The following is a 14969-nucleotide window of genomic DNA, read 5'->3' as shown; positions in this document are numbered from 1 at the left end:
TCCGCTGAACACCAACCAGGCACCTGACAGTCCATCCAGGCAGTTCCCGGCCGCGATCCTGATGGACATGGACGGCACCCTGGTCGACACCGAGCCCTACTGGATCGCCGCGGAGTACGCGATCGCCGAGCGCTTCGGGGCGACGTGGTCCGAGGAGCAGGCGATGGAGCTGGTCGGCAACGCGCTGATCGAGTCGGCGCGGCTGGTCAAGGTGGGCATGGGTCTTCCCCACGAGCCCGAGGAGATCGTCGAGATGCTCCTCGACGGCGTGGTCGAGCAGGTCGAGCGTGAAGTCCCGTGGCGCCCCGGAGCGCGTGAGCTGCTCACCGACCTCTTCGAGCAGGGCGTGCCATGCGCCCTGGTGACGATGTCGTACGCCCGCTTCGTCGGCCCGATCCTCCAAGAGCTGCCCGAGGGCACCTTCAAGGTGATCGTCACCGGTGACATGGTGCGCAACGGCAAGCCCCACCCCGAGCCCTATCTGACCGCGGCCGCCGCCCTCGGGGTCGCGGCCGAGGACACCATCGCGGTCGAGGACTCCAACACCGGAGCCCGCTCCGCCGAAGCGGCCGGCTGCACCGTCCTTGTCATCGAGAACCACGTCCCCGTCGCCCCCGGCGAGCGCCGGGTCTTCCGCGACACGCTCGAGGGCATGACGTACGCCGACCTGGCCGGACTGTAGGTCACATCGAGCGTCCGCGGTGCGAGCCGGCCGCGGCGGAGCAGCGCTCGGTTCACCGCGACCGAGCCAGTCGGCTTCCGGCGCCAAGGGTGGGATCGTGGACGCAGATCAGGCTGCGTCGAGAAACGGGCGTACGTGGGCGAGCGCCTCGGTCCGGCTCATGACGTGGAGCCGGAGGAAGATGTTCTCCAGATGCTTGCGCACCGTCGCGTCGGAGAGACCGAGCGACCTGGCGATCTGGATGTTGCTCGCCCCGGTGGCGACGCGGCGCAGGATCTCCCATTGGCGCGGTGTCAGGTTCGGCTCGCCCCGCAGCTCGCGGTCTCGGCGTGCGTGCAGCTCTGCCAGATGAGGCCGGACCAGCCGCAGCATGTTCACCTCACGCTCTGTGAAGCCCGGGCCGTCGTCGCGGAACAGCAGTAGTCGCCGGTCCAGCGGACCGTACGGTGCCATCGGTACGAGCACCTTGTGCTGGTGGATTCCCAAAGCGGCGTGGAACGAGCCCATCGGCGTGTTTGCATAGGCCCGCTCGGTCCACAGGTCGGAGTCGCGCAAGACTGTCGTGTAGTCGCCGGTGAGCACCGGGCCCGCGCAGCCTCCGTAGTTCCAGAACTCCTGCCAGAACAGCTGGTCGTACTCCTCGTCGTCGCAGGACACCTCGCGGTCTGCACCGTCATCGCGAGCCTCCAGGAGGTGCACCCGCTGCTCGCTGACGTCCATGAGCTGGAACGTCATGTCGTCGCAGGGGATCAACTCACGCAGTCCGGCGAGCACGTGGGGATAGAAGATGTCGCCGCTCTCGGTCACGTCGCAACGTTCGAGGACCGCGAGCAGGGCTTGGACGTCGTCGTCGGTCAGCACCCAGCGACCTGTCATGCGCTCGCCCCCTCGGTCTGCGCCTAAGTCTAGGACCGGAAGGTCGATCCGGATATACGCGGAACGGCGTACGCACAATCTCGTGCGCGGTACGTCTGATTCCGTCGGGTGCCGGGGAGGTGGACCGTGGAGATCACCATCTACACCGACCACGGAGGTCGCCATGAACTATTTGACTCGTCCGTTCGCCCGACTCGCCGCCAGCATCGCGACGGCCTTGGGCATCCTGCTCGTCGCCGCCGGCCGAGCAGCGGCGAACTACCCTGACCCGCAAACGGGCGGAGCGGGGGATGTTCCCCCGACGCCCGGCACTGCGCCGGCCCCGCCGGTCACCGACACGGCGGTCTCCGCCCTGCAGTGGTCGCTGCTCGCCCTCGCCGTTCTCGCCGCGCTGGTGATCGGCGCGGCGGTCGCGACCGCCGTCCAGCGCCATCGCACGGCGCGGCCCGTCCTTTGACTCCAGCCCCGGCGTCCGCTCGAAGGATTCGCGGGCGCCGGCCGCCGGAGAACCCGACCGAGACCTACTAAGGTTCCATTCGTGTCCATGCAGATCACTCCGTCCATCCTCAACGCCGACTTCGCCGCCCTGGGGGCCGAGGTGGCCAGGATCCCCAGCGCCGACTGGATCCATGTCGATGTGATGGACAACCACTTCGTGCCCAACCTGACCTTCGGACCGACGATGGTCGAGGCGATCGCGCGGTCCACGGACACGCCCCTCGACGCCCACCTGATGATCGAGAACACCGACCGTGAAGCGCTGGCCTACGTCGAGGCCGGTTGTGGCTCGGTGACCTTCCACGTCGAGGCCACCAAGGCACCGGTACGCCTGGCCCGCGAGATCCGGGCGAAGGGTGCCCGGGCCTCGATGGCGCTCAAGCCGGCGACCCCGATCGAGCCGTACGAGGACATGCTCGCCGAGCTCGACATGGTGCTGCTGATGACGGTCGAGCCCGGTTTCGGCGGGCAGAAGTTCCTCGACCTTGTGCTGCCCAAGATCCGCCGGGCGCGCTCGATGATGGACAAGCACGGTGTCGAGACGTGGCTGCAGGTCGACGGCGGGGTCTCCCTGGAGACCATCGAGCGCTGCGCCGAGGCCGGGGCCGACGTCTTCGTCGCCGGCTCCGCGGTCTACTCGGCCGCGGACCCGGACGCGATGGTCAACGCGCTGCGGGACAAGGCCGTCTCAGCTGTCGACGCCTGAACCGGCCTCGTGCCGCCGGTGTGGCACACTGGTTCTCAGACGAGCTTGTGCTCGCGTGCTCTGGGGTCGGTGAAATTCCGAGCCGGCGGTGACTGGATTCAGGTCCAGAAGTCCGCGACCCGATGACAGCCAGTCATCGGTTGAGCAGGTGAAACTCCTGCACCGACGGTTAAAGTCCGGATGGGAAGACGCACGCAGCCCGATTCGTCGTGACCGCCCTGGATCCACAGCGCGCGGCGCGATGTCTCGGCCTGAACCCCGGAGTCCGTGAGACGGACCAGAGGGGATCAGATGAAGTGCTTGGATCAGCGTGACCCGGAGCCGGGGGCGATGCGTCGTGCCCTGGACCTGGCCGCTGCGATCGGCGCCCCGGGACCTGCCACCTACCCGAACCCACGGGTGGGCTGCGTACTCCTGGGGTCCGACGGGTCGATGATCGCCGAGGGCTTCCACCGCGGGCCCGGCACCCCGCACGCCGAGGTCGACGCGCTGTCGAAGGCAGGCGAGGCGGCGCGCGGGGCGACCGCGGTGGTCACGCTCGAGCCGTGCAACCACACCGGCCGCACCGGACCCTGCTCGCAGGCGCTGATCGATGCCGGCGTCGCTCGCGTCGTCTTCGCCCAGGCCGACCCCAACCCGGTCGCCGCCGGGGGAGCGGAGCGGCTGAAGGAGGCGGGGATCGAGGTCGAGCAGGGCCTGTACGCCGCGGAGTCCCGTGAGCTCAACTGGGTCTGGACGCGCGCGGCCGAGCTCCAGCGCCCCTACGTCACCTGGAAGTTCGCCACCACGCTCGACGGTCGCAGCGCCGCCGCCGACGGCACCTCGCGCTGGGTCTCCTCGCGCGCCGCGCGGCTCGACAACCACAAGCTGCGGGCGCTGTCCGACACGATGCTGGTCGGGACCAACACGGTCGAGGTCGACGACCCCGCGCTGACGGTCCGCGACCTGGAGGACCGGCTGGTCGGCGTACAGCCGCTGCGGGTCGTCATGGGGGAGCGCGACCTTCCGGCCGAACGTCGGATCTTCGACACGCAGGCTCCGTCGCTGCACCTCCGCACCCGCGACCCGCACGCGGCGCTGGCCGAGCTGTGGGAGCGCGAGCGGCGCCATGTCTTTCTCGAGGGCGGGCCGACGCTGGCCGCGGCCTTCCTGGAGGCGGGCCTCGTGGACGAGATCGTCGTCTACGTCGCCCCGTTCCTGCTCGGCGCCGGCCGCTCGGCCGTCGCCGACCTCGGGATCACCACCATCTCCGACGCCTTCCGGCCGCGGGTGCGTTCCGTCGACGTGCTCGCACCGGCCGCCCCCGGCGAGGAGCCGAACGTACGACTCATCTTGGAACCACAGAAAGGGGAGCAGTGATGTTCACCGGGATTGTTGAGGAGCTCGGCACCGTCGCCGGGATCGAGGACCAGGGCGACGCCGTACGCCTGACCATCTCCGCCGAGACCGTGCTGTCGGACGCCGAACTGGGTGCCTCCATCGCGGTCAACGGCTGCTGCCTGACCGTCGCCACGCTCGGTGAGCGGGAGTGGACCGCGGATGTGATGCTGGAGACGCTCAAGCGGACGAGCCTGCACGCGCTGACGGCCGGCGACCAGGTCAATCTGGAGCGTGCCGTCACTCCCACGACCCGGCTGGGCGGCCACATCGTCCAGGGGCACGTCGACGGTGTCGGCCGCATCGTCTCGCGCGAGCCGAGCGAGCACTGGGAGGTCGTCACGATCTCGCTGCCTCCCGAGCTGGTCCGCTACGTCGTCGAGAAGGGCTCGATCGCGGTCGACGGGATCAGCCTCACCGTCGTCTCCGTGAGCGACGACGCGTTCACGGTCAGCCTCATCCCCGAGACCCTGGCGCGTACGTCGCTGGGGTTCCGGGCCGTCGGCGACGAGGTCAACCTCGAGACCGACATCATCGCCAAGCACGTGGAGAAGCTCGTGCTGACTTCACCGGAAGGGATTCGGTCATGAGTATCGAGAACGGTACCGAGCAGTACGTGGGGGTCCGGCTGGATCCGGTCGAGAACGCGATCGCCGACCTGGCGGCCGGTAAGCCGGTCGTGGTCGTCGACGACGAGGACCGGGAGAACGAGGGCGACCTGATCTTCTCCGCCGAACTGGCGACCCCGGAGGTGATGGCGTTCGCGATCCGCTGGTCCTCGGGCGTGATCTGCGTGGCGCTGCCGGGGGAGCGGCTCGACGCCCTCGAGCTGCCGCCGATGACTCGTGTCAACGAGGATCGCAAGCAGACCGCGTATGCCGTCTCCGTCGACGCCCGTGAAGGTGTCTCGACCGGCATCTCGGCGGCCGACCGGGCGCTGACGACCCGGCTGCTCGCCGGTCCGTCGTCGGTCGCCGGCGACCTGACCCGTCCGGGTCACGTCTTCCCGCTGCGCGCCCGCGACGGGGGAGTGCTGGTGCGGGTCGGCCACACCGAGGCCGCGGTCGACCTGACCCGGCTGGCCGGCCTGGAGCCGGCCGGTGCCCTGGTCGAACTGGTCAACGACGACGGCACCATGCAGCGCGCGCCGCAGCTGCGGGAGTTCGCCGACGAGCACGGCCTCGCGATGATCTCGATCGCCGACCTGGTCACCTTCCGGCGGCGTACGGAGGTGCTGGTCGAGCGTCGCGCGGTGACCCGGCTGCCCACCGAGTTCGGCGAGTTCACCGCCTACGGCTACCGCACCACCGACGATGGCGTCGAGCACGTCGCGCTCGTCCACGGCGACGTGTCCGGATGCGATCCGGTCCTCGCCCGGGTGCACTCGGAATGCCTGACCGGGGACGTGTTCGGGTCCCGGCGCTGCGACTGCGGGCCACAGCTGCGCGAGGCGCTCGAGCGGATCGTGGAGGCCGGCTGCGGCGTCGTGGTCTACCTGCGCGGCCACGAGGGCCGCGGGATCGGGCTGCTCGCCAAGCTGCAGGCCTACCAGCTGCAGGACGGCGGCCGCGACACGGTCGACGCCAACCTCGACCTCGGCCTGCCGGCCGATGCCCGCCACTACGGCTCCGCCTCGCAGATCCTGCGCGACCTCAAGATCGACTCGGTACGCCTGCTGACCAACAATCCTGAGAAGGTGAGCAACCTGGAGGCGTACGGCGTCGAGGTCGCCGAGCGGGTGCCGCTCACCCCGCGGCCCAACGAGCACAATCTCGCCTATCTGCTGACCAAGCGTGACCGGATGGGTCACGCACTGCCCGATCTGAACATGTCTGAGTCCAACGGAGTCGAGGAGAACCGATGAGTGGCAAGGGAGCCCCTACCCCCGAGGTCGTCGACGCGAGCGACCTGCGGGTCGCCGTGGTGGCCGCGCGCTGGCACGACGAGGTGATGACCGGCCTGCTGAACGGCGCCGAGCGGGCGCTGAAGGATGCCGCCGTCGGCGGGCTGACGGTCGTCCGGGTCCCGGGAGCCTTCGAGCTCCCGGTCGCGGCCGCGGCGCTCGCCAAGTCGGGCTACGACGCCATCGTCGCGCTGGGCGTCGTCATCCGTGGCGGCACCCCGCACTTCGACTACGTCTGCTCGGCCGCCACCGACGGGCTGAACCGGGTCGCCATCGACCACGTGGTTCCCGTCGGTTTCGGCCTCCTGACCTGCGACGACGAGGAGCAGGCGCTCGACCGGGCCGGGCTCGAGGGATCCAGCGAGGACAAGGGCTACGAGGCCGCCGCGGCGGCCATGGAGACCGCGCTCGCCCTGCGCGACTGCGTACGCCACTACTGACAGCGCCGAGTCGGCTCGTCATGACGAGCCGACTCGGCGTCGGGGGTCAGTCGATGAGCGTGGCGACCAGATCACCCTGGCGGCGGCGCGCGCCCGGGTCCTGTCGGGTTGCGGCCTGCCCCACCGTGAACCCGTGCGGGGCGAGGAGCTCCTCGAGGGCCTCGGCTGACCAGTAGTAGGCGGTGTGCACCGCGTGGTCGAACGCCTCGCCCGGCTCGCCGTCGAAGAACCCGATCAGCGTCGAGCCGCCGGGCGTCAGGACGCGGGCGAGCTCGCCCAGGATCGCGGGCAGGTCGGTGGGTGGGGTGTGGATGATCGAGTACCAGGCCAGGATCCCGCCGACCGAGCCGTCGGCCAGGGGGATCGCCGCGAGGTCGGCTCGCTGGAAGCTGACGTCTGGATACCGCGCTCGTGCGTCGGCGACGAACTCGGCTGAGGCATCCAGGCCGATCACCTCGCGGAGGCCGCTCGTGGTGAGCTCCTGGCTCCAGAGCCCTGGGCCGCAGCCGGCGTCCAGGAGGCGGCCGGTCGTGGTGTCTCGCCAGGTGGTGATCGTGTCGCGGTCGCGCTGTGCGAGCTTGTCGATCGTTCCGAACAGGTCGATGTACTCAGCTGCGCGGCTGTCGTAGGCGGCGCCGATCTCGGTCATGGTCATCAGGGACAGAGAGTAGCGGTCTCGCTATAATTTGCGCATGCATGCAAATACGCAACCTCCGGTGTGGGGGGATGACGTGGTCACTCTCGCTGTCGAGGTGCTGCGGATGCTGGCCGATCCCACGCGTCTGCAGATGGCGGGGCTGTTGCTGGACGAGGAGCGGTCCGTCTCGGAGCTCGCCTCGATGTTGGACAAGCCGGTGCCGGGGGTCTCGCAACATCTGGCGAAGATGCGGATGGCGCGGCTGGTGACCACGCGGAAGGAGGGGACCTCGGTGCTCTACCGGGTCGAGAACGGGCACGTGCGCCAGCTGGTCCTCGACACGATCGGGCATGTGGAGCATCTCCTGGACCAGGTTCCGGCGCACCACCGATCCACGGAGGAGTCGGCATGACCCACACGCTGCATGATCACCCGAGCGACCGTGCCCACGACAGCCACGACCACGAGCACAGCCATGGGCACGATGGCGGTTGGGCGCGGGTCCGGCACGCGGTCTCGGAGGTGTTCGGGGCTCACTCCCACGATGCCGCGGACCAGGTCGACGAGGCGCTCGAAGCGGACGTACGCGGTCGCAGGGCATTGTGGATCAGCCTCGGTGTCCTCGCGCTGACGGCGGCGCTGCAGGCGGTCGTCGTGGCCCTGACCGGGTCGGTGGCGCTGCTGGGCGACACGCTCCACAATGTCGCGGACGCGCTCACGGCGGTGCCGTTGCTCGTGGCGTTCTGGCTCGCGCGACGTCCGGCCAACGACCGGTTCACCTATGGGTACGGACGGGCCGAGGAGCTTGCCGGCCTCTTCGTCGTCGCCATGATCGCGCTCTCCAGCATCCTGGCGGGCTGGGAGGCCGTCGACCGGCTCTTCCATCCGCGCGAGGTCCAGCACGTCTGGGCGGTTGCCGCCGCCGGTGTCATCGGATTCCTCGGCAACGAGATCGTCGCGCGGTACCGGATCCGGGTGGGCCGCCAGATCGGCTCGGCCGCTCTGGTCGCCGACGGGCTCCACGCGCGCACGGACGGCTTCACCTCGCTGGCCGTGGTCCTCGGTGCCGCCGGGGTCGCGGTCGGGATGCCGTGGGCCGACCCGGTGATCGGGCTGCTGATCGCGGTCGCGATCCTCGGCGTGCTGCGCTCGGCCCTCAAGCAGGTCGGCGCCCGGCTGATGGACGCGGTCACCCCCGAGGACGTACGCAGGGCGCGGGAGGCGGTCCGCACCGTGGACGGCGTGCTCGAGGTCCGGAGCCTGCGGCTGCGGTGGATCGGGCACACCCTCCACGCCGACGGCGACATCACCGTGCCGGCCGACCTCGCGGTCTCCGCCGCGCACGACATCGCCCACCATGCCGAGGAGCACCTCCTGGAGGCGCTGCCGCGGCTGACCAGTGTCGTCCTCCACGTCAGTCCCGAGGGCACGCACTGACTAGGCTCTGCCCCGATGAACATCTTCGAGTTCGACGGCAAGAGTCCGCAGATCCATCCCGATGCCTGGGTGGCGCCGACGGCGACGCTGATCGGTGACGTACGCCTCGGCCCGAACGCCAGCGTCTGGTACGGCGCGGTGCTCCGTGCCGACGTCGGGCCGATCATCATCGGCGAGGGCTCCAACGTGCAGGACAACTCGGTGCTCCACGTCCGTCCGGGGTCCTCGCTCGAGATGGGGCCGCACAGCACGGTCGCCCACGGCTGCGTGGTGCACGGGGACCGGATCGGGACCGGGTCGCTGATCGGCAACGGCGCAGTGATCTCCGACTCCGTCGTCATCGGCGACGGCTGTCTGATCGCGGCCGGTGCGATGGTGGTCGAGGGCACCGAGGTGCCCGATCGCAGCCTGGTGATGGGCGTGCCCGCCAAGATCCGCGGCACCATCGAGCCCGACACGAACCCGGCGGCGATCCTGGAGCTCAACGCGCCGGGCTATGTTGAGTTCATGAAGCTGCATCGCGCGACCGTACGCCGCATCCAACCCTGACCCTGAACCTGAGGGTTACTCCGCTCCGCAGGCCACGCAGTGGATCGAGCCGACCCGACGGTCGGCCTCGCAGGTCGTGCACGGTGCGATGGTCTCGCGACCGCAGCCCTCGCAGTGCTTGCCACGGGTCGGGTAGCCGCAGTAGGGGCAGTCGCCCTTGCGTACGCGCATCGCCGGGATGCGCTTGGCCAGGAGCCGCTGGACCGCCACGAACACTCCGACCGTGGCCGCGGCGCCGAACAGCGACAGGATGAGCGGGCCGAAGTCGGCGTACTCGAAGGTGTAGTGGAAGGCGAAGACGAGGGCCATGATCACCCCGGTCGCGGCGAGCGCGAAGCCGAGCGGGAGGAAGCGGGAGCCGCTGCGGCGCAGCCGGTAGAGGACCCAGAATCCGACCAGGCAGAGCAGGATGACGAAGCCGAGCCGGATGCCGATCTGCATCGCCTCATGGCCGGGGATCTCGCACGCCGTCTCGCCGTTGTTGCACTGGTCCCAGTCCATGTAGAGCGGCCACCAGCCGGCGACCTTGACGTAGAACCAGACGGTGCCGACGAGCAGGAAGGCGGTCAGTGCGACCGCCAGGAACCGCTCGCTGCGGGTCGACTCGACCTCGTCGGCGGCGATAGGGGTCTTCATGGTGTGCTCCTGTGGGATCGGGTGCGGGCGTGGAAGCCGACCTCGAGGCGGCAGTCGAGGGCGGCGGCCACCCGGAGGAGGGTGTCGATCTTGGGCGGGCGGGACCCGGACTCCAGTCGGGCGATCGCCGACTGGGTCGTCCCGCAGAGCTCGGCGAGCTCGCGCTGGGACAGGCCTCGCGCGACCCGGTGCTCGGTGACCTGTGCGGCGATGCCGACGTAGAACGCGGTGTCCTCGTCGTCGATGCTCATGCATCGAAGGTATCGCAGTCCTGCTATGACAGTCCATAGCAGGACTGCTATCGATTCGGTGAGACGATTCGGGTGCGGGGTCGCGTACCGCCTAGGCTTGGCGCTCGTGAAGACGTTCGACGAGCTCTGGGCCGAGCTGAGTGAGAAGGCCCGGACCCGACCTGAAGGATCCGGCACCGTGGCACAGCTCGACGCCGGGGTCCATGCGATCGGGAAGAAGCTGGTCGAGGAGGCCGCCGAGTCCTGGATGGCGGCCGAGTACGAGGGCAAGGAAGCGACCGCGGAGGAGATCTCCCAGCTGCTCTACCACGCCCAGGTGCTCATGCTCGCCAGCGGCATCTCGATCGACGACGTCTACTCACACCTGTAGGGAAGCCTCATGCCTGACACCACCCAGACCGACATGCTCCGGATCGCCGTGCCCAACAAGGGCTCGCTGTCCATCGCTGCCTCCGAGCTGCTGCGCGAGGCGGGCTACCGCCAGCGCGAGGACTCCAAGCGCCTGACCCTCATCGACGAGGAGAACGGCGTCGAGTTCTTCTACCTGCGCCCGCGCGACATCGCGCTCTACGTCGGCGAGGGCACCCTCGACATCGGCATCACCGGCCGCGACCTGCTCCTCGACTCCGGCGCCAAGGCCGACGAGGTCGTCGGGCTCGGCTTCGGCCGTTCGCGGTTCCACTTCGCCGGCCGCGCCGGTGACTTCACCTCGATCGAGGAGCTGCGCGGCAAGCGGATCGCGACCTCGTACGTCGGGGTCGTCTCGGCCTTCCTGGAGCGCGAGGGGATCGACGCCAGCGTCACCCGGCTCGACGGCGCCGTGGAGACCTCGATCCAGCTCGGTGTCGCCGACGCGATCGCCGACGTGGTCGAGACCGGCTCCACGATGCGCCAGGCCGGCCTGGAGATCTTCGGCGAGCCGATCATGCACTCCGAGGCGGTGGTGATCACCCGTTCGGGCGCCCAGCTGCCGAGTGCGTACGAGACCTTCCGTCGCCGCCTCGACGGCGTCCTGATCGCGCGCAGCTACGTGATGATGGACTACGACATCCGCGCCGAGTTCCTCGCCGAGGCCTCCGCGATGACGCCCGGGCTCGAGGGACCGACGGTCAGTCCGCTGCACCGCGAAGGCTGGGTCGCGGTCCGAGCGATGGTGCCGAGCAAGGGCTCGCAGAAGCTGATGGACGACCTGTACGCCGTGGGTGCCCGCGCGATCCTGCTGACGGAGATCAATGCCTGCCGGATCTGACCCCACCGGATCGGAACGTCCGGTGAAGCTGCCGCACACCTGGCGCCCGCTCGGGGCGCGCGTCATGGCCTGGTTCCTCGTGGCCGCTCTCGCGGTGATGTGCACGATGGTCTGGGTCGGTTTCACGCCCGAGATCAAGGCTCAGGTCACCATGTTCGAACGGCTCACCTTCGGCGCCGTGGGTCTCGGGATCGGGACCTGCGTGTACGCGCTGACCCGGTCGCGGGTCGTCGCCCGCACCGACGGCCTGACCGTCGTCAACGGCTTCAAGCGCCGCGACCTGGAGTGGGCCGAGGTCCTCGCGATCAACTTCCCCCGCGGCGCTCCGTGGCCCAACATCGACCTGGCCTCGGGCCACAGCATCTCCGCGCTCGGCATCCAGGCCGCCGACGGCGGCTCGTCGAAGAAGGCCGTGCGGACGTTGCGCGCGCTCGCCGAAGAGCTGTCCTAGCAGCGACTCCGCGGCGAACCGCCTACTACGGTTCGGGGAATCCTCGCCCGAACTGCTGATAGCCACGCCTGCGGCGTCCTAGCGTGTCTGCGTGATCTCATGGACTCGCGCCATCGCCGTGCTGGCCGCGGCGTTCACTCTGGCCTCGACAATGCCGGCCCAGGCCGCGCCGGTGCACCCGGTCGGCACCTGGGGTGCCTCGGCCGACGAGGTGGGCGGTGAGACCGGCGCCGCCGGCCTGGCGGACCGGTCGGTGCGCAACCTGGTGCACACCTCGCTGGGTGGCTCCGGCGTACGCATCTCCCTCTCCAACGCGTTCGGCGACCGTCCGGTGACCTTCGCCTCGGTACACCTGGGGCTGGCCGGCGACGGTGCGGCGGTGGTGTCCGGTACGAACCGGTCGCTGACCTTCGACGGCGCGGAGGAGGTCACTGTCGCCCCCGGCACCGAGGTGCTCAGCGATCCGCTCGAGGCCACGGTGCCGGCCGATACGACCCTCGCGGTGAGCTTCCACGTCGTCGGCGAGAGCGGTCCGATCACCGGGCACGACGTGGCCACGCAGATCTCCTACCTCTCCGGGACCTCCGGTGCGGACGTGGCCGGCGAGGAGTCGGGCGCGGCGTTCACGACGCAGATCTCCCGCTGGTACTGGGTCGAGAGCGTCGTCGTCGAGAAGCCGCGCCGGGTCAAGACCGCGGTCTTCTTCGGCGACTCGATCACCGATGGCAACGGCTCCACCGTCGGTGCCGACCGGCGCTACCCCGATCTGCTGGCGGACCGGGTGGCGGCGAGCTCCTACGCCGGTCGGTTCGGCGTGATGAACGAGGGCATCTCCGCCAACCGCGTCCTCACCGACGGGACCGGCGGCCAGCGCGCTCTGGACCGCTTCCGGCGCGACGTCCTGGACCAGCCCGGCGTCTCCACGGTCGTGCTGCTGGCGGGGATCAACGACATCCGCTGGGACGACGCCGACGACGCCTCCGACCTGATCGTGGCCTACCGCGACCTGATCGCGCAGGCACACGCCGAGGACGTGTGCGTCGTCGGCGCCACCCTGACGCCCTACGAGGGTGGCAGTCGCTACACCCCCGCGCGCGACCGGGTGCGGGTGGCGGTCAACGAGTGGATCCTGACCTCCGGCGAGTTCGACGGCGTCGTCGACTTCGACGCGGCCACGCGTGACCCCGAGCGGCCGGCGCGGTTCCTGCCGGCGTACGACTCCGGGGACCACCTCCACCCCGGCGACGCCGGCTATGCGGCGATGGCCGACGCGTTCGACCTCTCGCTGCTGGAATGCGACCTCTAGAGCGTGAGGGTCAGATCGCGGTGATGCCCCAGGTGACCTCGAGGCGCTCGTCGGGGGCGAGCGCGATCAGGTCGGTGCCGGAGTTGAACGCGTCCGGGGGAGCGGTCATCGGCTCGACGGCGAGGCCGCCGCGTGCCGGGGACTGGTCGTCGGCGCTGTAGACCATCAGCCACGGGTGGTGGTCGTCGACCCAGAGCGCGACGCCTCCGTCGGGGCCCTGGATCGTGACCGTGGCCCGACCGTCCTCGCCCCGGTCGAGATCGGTGAAGGCGTGGTCGAGGACGACATCGCCGATGGGCCTGGCGGAGGTGAAGTCGTAGGCCGTCCCGGCCGTCGCCTCGCTCGTGGTGGGCAGCTTGCGCTCGGGGTCGGAGAGCAGCCGTGTCCGCGCCGGAAGGGTGAGCGTCCACTCGTCGACCGGTCCCGCCCCGGCGCTCAGATAGGGGTGGGCGCCGACCGCGTAGGGCGCGGGGGAGTCGGCGTGGTTGGTCGCCGACTGGGTCACGGTGAGCCCGTCGGGTCCGACGGCGTACGTCACCTCGAGGTCGAGGGTCCACGGGTAGCCGCTCTGCGCCATCAGCCGGGTGGCGAGGGTGATCGAGCTCTTGGCCTCCTCGATCGGCAGCCACTGGGCCCATCGCACCAGCCCGTGGGAGGCGTTGTTGCGCGCGACCTCGGTGAGTCCGAGCTGATAGCTCTTCCCGCCGAACTCGTAGCGGCCGTCGCGGATCCGGTTCGGCCACGGCGCCAGCAACTGGCCCTTGCCGCCCCGGGACTGCTCCTCGTCGCCGAAGCCGGCGACCAGGTCCCGGCCCTCGTAGGACAGCAGCCGCAGCGCCCCACCACTCTCGGTCACCGTCGCGGTGTAGCCCCCGCCATCGATCGTGAACTGCTCTCCACTCGGTCTCAGCACGCTCACAGGCTATCGAGGTGGCGGGTTTGCTCCGGCGGCTGGTCGGGCCCTTAACCTCGGGGCATGGAGCGACGACAGCTGGAGTTCTTCCTCGCGATCGCCGAGGCGGGCAGCTTCACCAGCGCCGCGGCTCGGCTCCATGTCGCCCAGCCGTCGTTGTCGTACGCCGTGCGAGGGCTCGAACGAGAGCTCGGCGGTCCGCTCTTCGAGCGCCACGGCAGGGGAGTGCGGCTCACTCCGGCGGGTTCGGCGCTGCTCGGCCCGGCCCGCCGGGTCGTACGTGGCTTCGAGCTCGCCGCGGGCGCGGTCCGGTCCGTCTCGGACGAGGGGTTCGGCCGGCTGCGGATCACCTCCAGCACGGTGTGGGCGGTCGAGCCGCTGGTGCCGGTGCTGGCCGAGTTCCGGCGGATCCAGCCGGGCGCGCAGGTGGTCGTCACCGACCCGCAGCACCGCTCGGACGTCCTCGACCAGGTGCGCAAGGGCGAGGCGGACGTGGGCCTGATCGACGGGGCGACGCCGCACGGCCCGTTCGGCTCGCACCTGCTCGCCGAGCACGACCTGGTGGCGGTCCTGCCGCCCTCGGGCGAGGCGCCGGAGGAGGTCCGGATCGAGGACCTCGCCGACATCGGCCTGATCGCGACGCCGGCGGGCACGGCGCTGCGTACGTTCCTGGATGCCCGGCTCGAGGCCGCCGGTCTGCCCACGGAGGTCGCCATCGAGACGGCCCACGTCGCCTCGATCATCCCGCTGGTGCTGGCCCGCGCGGGGGTGGCGGTGCTGACCGAGGGCATGGCCGGCGCGGCGTCGCGGGCCGGAGCGCAGGTCGTGGCGCTGACGCCGGTGGCGCGGGTGAGCGTGTCGGTCGTGTGGCTGGAGGAGCGCGGGGACGCGCTGGTCGAGCAGTTCGTCGCGTTGGCTCAAGAGCTCACCGACTCGTAGCGAGCCATAGAGGTTCTCTATCGCAGCATCTCGATCCTGGTCTTGCTCATTGCCCGGACGTGCTGGAATACCCAGAAGGTCAATGTCTAGTGTGTTAGACATATATGAACCGATTGGAT

20 protein-coding genes and 1 riboswitch are annotated in these 14969 nt (G+C 70.0%); of the genes, 15 read left to right on the top strand and 5 right to left on the bottom strand.

Annotation, left to right across the window (positions count from 1 at the left end; genetic code table 11):
• The first annotated feature begins 61 nt into the window (after positions 1 to 61).
• Positions 62 to 682 carry an HAD family phosphatase gene (locus ABZ796_RS23370; RefSeq protein WP_357340170.1) on the top strand — a complete coding sequence of 207 codons (621 nt, stop codon included), beginning with the start codon at positions 62 to 64 and terminating at the stop codon, positions 680 to 682.
• A gap of 108 nt (positions 683 to 790) precedes the next feature.
• Here the strand turns inward: ABZ796_RS23370 and ABZ796_RS23365 are convergent, their stop codons facing one another.
• On the bottom strand, positions 791 to 1558 hold the full coding sequence (locus ABZ796_RS23365; RefSeq protein ID WP_357340169.1) for a LuxR C-terminal-related transcriptional regulator: 768 nt from the start codon (positions 1556 to 1558) through the stop codon (positions 791 to 793).
• Between the two features lie 163 nt (positions 1559 to 1721).
• Between ABZ796_RS23365 and ABZ796_RS23360 the strand changes: the two genes are divergently transcribed.
• The 6 genes from ABZ796_RS23360 (at position 1722) to ribH (ending at position 6482) form a co-directional block, all read left to right on the top strand.
• The gene (locus ABZ796_RS23360; RefSeq protein WP_357340168.1) at positions 1722 to 2015 is read left to right on the top strand and encodes a hypothetical protein; all 294 of its coding nucleotides are present in this window, start codon (positions 1722 to 1724) and stop codon (positions 2013 to 2015) included.
• Between the two features lie 87 nt (positions 2016 to 2102).
• Complete coding sequence (gene rpe / locus ABZ796_RS23355; protein WP_357340186.1) at positions 2103 to 2762, top strand: ribulose-phosphate 3-epimerase; 660 nt, start codon at positions 2103 to 2105, stop codon at positions 2760 to 2762.
• A 51-nt stretch (positions 2763 to 2813) separates the two neighbouring features.
• A riboswitch (FMN riboswitch) is annotated at positions 2814 to 2960 on the top strand.
• A gap of 93 nt (positions 2961 to 3053) precedes the next feature.
• Positions 3054 to 4121: a bifunctional diaminohydroxyphosphoribosylaminopyrimidine deaminase/5-amino-6-(5-phosphoribosylamino)uracil reductase RibD gene (gene ribD / locus ABZ796_RS23350; RefSeq protein WP_357340167.1), complete on the top strand. Its 1068-nt coding sequence runs from the start codon at positions 3054 to 3056 to the stop codon at positions 4119 to 4121.
• Positions 4121 to 4729 carry a riboflavin synthase gene (locus tag ABZ796_RS23345; RefSeq protein ID WP_357340166.1) on the top strand — a complete coding sequence of 203 codons (609 nt, stop codon included), beginning with the start codon at positions 4121 to 4123 and terminating at the stop codon, positions 4727 to 4729. The genes ribD and ABZ796_RS23345 overlap by 1 nt, the downstream gene beginning before the upstream one ends.
• Positions 4726 to 6003, top strand: a complete 1278-nt coding sequence (locus tag ABZ796_RS23340) for a bifunctional 3,4-dihydroxy-2-butanone-4-phosphate synthase/GTP cyclohydrolase II (protein ID WP_357340165.1) — start codon at positions 4726 to 4728, stop codon at positions 6001 to 6003. The genes ABZ796_RS23345 and ABZ796_RS23340 overlap by 4 nt, the downstream gene beginning before the upstream one ends.
• The gene (gene ribH, locus ABZ796_RS23335) at positions 6000 to 6482 is read left to right on the top strand and encodes a 6,7-dimethyl-8-ribityllumazine synthase (RefSeq protein WP_357340164.1); all 483 of its coding nucleotides are present in this window, start codon (positions 6000 to 6002) and stop codon (positions 6480 to 6482) included. The genes ABZ796_RS23340 and ribH overlap by 4 nt, the downstream gene beginning before the upstream one ends.
• Before the next feature lie 46 nt (positions 6483 to 6528).
• Here the strand turns inward: ribH and ABZ796_RS23330 are convergent, their stop codons facing one another.
• On the bottom strand, positions 6529 to 7137 hold the full coding sequence (locus ABZ796_RS23330; RefSeq protein ID WP_357340163.1) for a class I SAM-dependent methyltransferase: 609 nt from the start codon (positions 7135 to 7137) through the stop codon (positions 6529 to 6531).
• Positions 7138 to 7174: 37 nt separating this feature from the next.
• Here ABZ796_RS23330 and ABZ796_RS23325 point away from each other — a divergent pair, with 37 nt between their 5' ends.
• The 3 genes from ABZ796_RS23325 to ABZ796_RS23315 are packed head-to-tail and all read left to right on the top strand — an operon-like array spanning position 7175 to position 9105.
• A complete protein-coding gene (locus tag ABZ796_RS23325; protein ID WP_357340161.1) occupies positions 7175 to 7531 on the top strand; it encodes a metalloregulator ArsR/SmtB family transcription factor in 357 nt (118 codons plus the stop codon).
• Positions 7528 to 8556, top strand: coding sequence for a cation diffusion facilitator family transporter (locus ABZ796_RS23320; protein ID WP_357340160.1), 1029 nt, complete (start codon positions 7528 to 7530; stop codon positions 8554 to 8556). Before ABZ796_RS23325 ends, ABZ796_RS23320 begins: the two co-directional genes overlap by 4 nt.
• 15 nt (positions 8557 to 8571) lie before the next feature.
• Positions 8572 to 9105 carry a gamma carbonic anhydrase family protein gene (locus tag ABZ796_RS23315; RefSeq protein WP_357340158.1) on the top strand — a complete coding sequence of 178 codons (534 nt, stop codon included), beginning with the start codon at positions 8572 to 8574 and terminating at the stop codon, positions 9103 to 9105.
• 15 nt (positions 9106 to 9120) lie between these two features.
• Here the strand turns inward: ABZ796_RS23315 and ABZ796_RS23310 are convergent, their stop codons facing one another.
• Positions 9121 to 9741 (bottom strand): hypothetical protein, encoded by a 621-nt coding sequence (locus ABZ796_RS23310; RefSeq protein WP_357340157.1) that lies wholly within the window; start codon positions 9739 to 9741, stop codon positions 9121 to 9123.
• Entirely contained in the window at positions 9738 to 9992 is a 255-nt protein-coding gene (locus ABZ796_RS23305) for a helix-turn-helix transcriptional regulator (RefSeq protein WP_357340156.1), read from the bottom strand. The genes ABZ796_RS23310 and ABZ796_RS23305 overlap by 4 nt, the downstream gene beginning before the upstream one ends.
• A gap of 106 nt (positions 9993 to 10098) precedes the next feature.
• Between ABZ796_RS23305 and ABZ796_RS23300 the strand changes: the two genes are divergently transcribed.
• The 4 genes from ABZ796_RS23300 (at position 10099) to ABZ796_RS23285 (ending at position 12998) form a co-directional block, all read left to right on the top strand.
• Positions 10099 to 10362, top strand: a complete 264-nt coding sequence (locus ABZ796_RS23300; protein ID WP_008359350.1) for a phosphoribosyl-ATP diphosphatase — start codon at positions 10099 to 10101, stop codon at positions 10360 to 10362.
• 9 nt (positions 10363 to 10371) lie between these two features.
• Positions 10372 to 11241, top strand: coding sequence for an ATP phosphoribosyltransferase (gene hisG / locus ABZ796_RS23295; RefSeq protein ID WP_357340154.1), 870 nt, complete (start codon positions 10372 to 10374; stop codon positions 11239 to 11241).
• Between the two features lie 22 nt (positions 11242 to 11263).
• Positions 11264 to 11692: a PH domain-containing protein gene (locus ABZ796_RS23290; RefSeq protein WP_357340153.1), complete on the top strand. Its 429-nt coding sequence runs from the start codon at positions 11264 to 11266 to the stop codon at positions 11690 to 11692.
• 91 nt (positions 11693 to 11783) lie between these two features.
• Positions 11784 to 12998: an SGNH/GDSL hydrolase family protein gene (locus tag ABZ796_RS23285; protein WP_357340151.1), complete on the top strand. Its 1215-nt coding sequence runs from the start codon at positions 11784 to 11786 to the stop codon at positions 12996 to 12998.
• Between the two features lie 10 nt (positions 12999 to 13008).
• On the opposite strand, the gene ABZ796_RS23280 is transcribed toward ABZ796_RS23285, so the two are convergent.
• The gene (locus tag ABZ796_RS23280; protein ID WP_357340150.1) at positions 13009 to 13911 is read right to left on the bottom strand and encodes an aldose 1-epimerase family protein; all 903 of its coding nucleotides are present in this window, start codon (positions 13909 to 13911) and stop codon (positions 13009 to 13011) included.
• A 63-nt stretch (positions 13912 to 13974) separates the two neighbouring features.
• On the opposite strand from ABZ796_RS23280, the gene ABZ796_RS23275 reads away from it, so the two are divergent.
• A complete protein-coding gene (locus ABZ796_RS23275; RefSeq protein WP_357340148.1) occupies positions 13975 to 14850 on the top strand; it encodes a LysR family transcriptional regulator in 876 nt (291 codons plus the stop codon).
• Positions 14851 to 14969 lie beyond the last annotated feature (119 nt).

The organism is Nocardioides sp. NPDC047086, from assembly GCF_040643685.1.
Classification (GTDB): Bacteria; Actinomycetota; Actinomycetes; order Propionibacteriales; family Nocardioidaceae; genus Nocardioides.
The sequence above is the reverse complement of the archived record's forward strand: the minus strand, read 5'-3'. Positions and strand labels throughout refer to the sequence as shown.

Coding starts and splice junctions, on each gene's coding strand:
- ABZ796_RS23370 (WP_357340170.1), top strand. CDS start 62: ATGGACATGGACGGCACCCTGGTCGACACCGAGCCCTACTGGATCGCC.
- ABZ796_RS23365 (WP_357340169.1), bottom strand. CDS start 1,558: ATGACAGGTCGCTGGGTGCTGACCGACGACGACGTCCAAGCCCTGCTC.
- ABZ796_RS23360 (WP_357340168.1), top strand. CDS start 1,722: ATGAACTATTTGACTCGTCCGTTCGCCCGACTCGCCGCCAGCATCGCG.
- rpe (WP_357340186.1), top strand. CDS start 2,103: ATGCAGATCACTCCGTCCATCCTCAACGCCGACTTCGCCGCCCTGGGG.
- ribD (WP_357340167.1), top strand. CDS start 3,054: ATGAAGTGCTTGGATCAGCGTGACCCGGAGCCGGGGGCGATGCGTCGT.
- ABZ796_RS23345 (WP_357340166.1), top strand. CDS start 4,121: ATGTTCACCGGGATTGTTGAGGAGCTCGGCACCGTCGCCGGGATCGAG.
- ABZ796_RS23340 (WP_357340165.1), top strand. CDS start 4,726: ATGAGTATCGAGAACGGTACCGAGCAGTACGTGGGGGTCCGGCTGGAT.
- ribH (WP_357340164.1), top strand. CDS start 6,000: ATGAGTGGCAAGGGAGCCCCTACCCCCGAGGTCGTCGACGCGAGCGAC.
- ABZ796_RS23330 (WP_357340163.1), bottom strand. CDS start 7,137: ATGACCATGACCGAGATCGGCGCCGCCTACGACAGCCGCGCAGCTGAG.
- ABZ796_RS23325 (WP_357340161.1), top strand. CDS start 7,175: ATGCATGCAAATACGCAACCTCCGGTGTGGGGGGATGACGTGGTCACT.
- ABZ796_RS23320 (WP_357340160.1), top strand. CDS start 7,528: ATGACCCACACGCTGCATGATCACCCGAGCGACCGTGCCCACGACAGC.
- ABZ796_RS23315 (WP_357340158.1), top strand. CDS start 8,572: ATGAACATCTTCGAGTTCGACGGCAAGAGTCCGCAGATCCATCCCGAT.
- ABZ796_RS23310 (WP_357340157.1), bottom strand. CDS start 9,741: ATGAAGACCCCTATCGCCGCCGACGAGGTCGAGTCGACCCGCAGCGAG.
- ABZ796_RS23305 (WP_357340156.1), bottom strand. CDS start 9,992: ATGAGCATCGACGACGAGGACACCGCGTTCTACGTCGGCATCGCCGCA.
- hisG (WP_357340154.1), top strand. CDS start 10,372: ATGCCTGACACCACCCAGACCGACATGCTCCGGATCGCCGTGCCCAAC.
- ABZ796_RS23275 (WP_357340148.1), top strand. CDS start 13,975: ATGGAGCGACGACAGCTGGAGTTCTTCCTCGCGATCGCCGAGGCGGGC.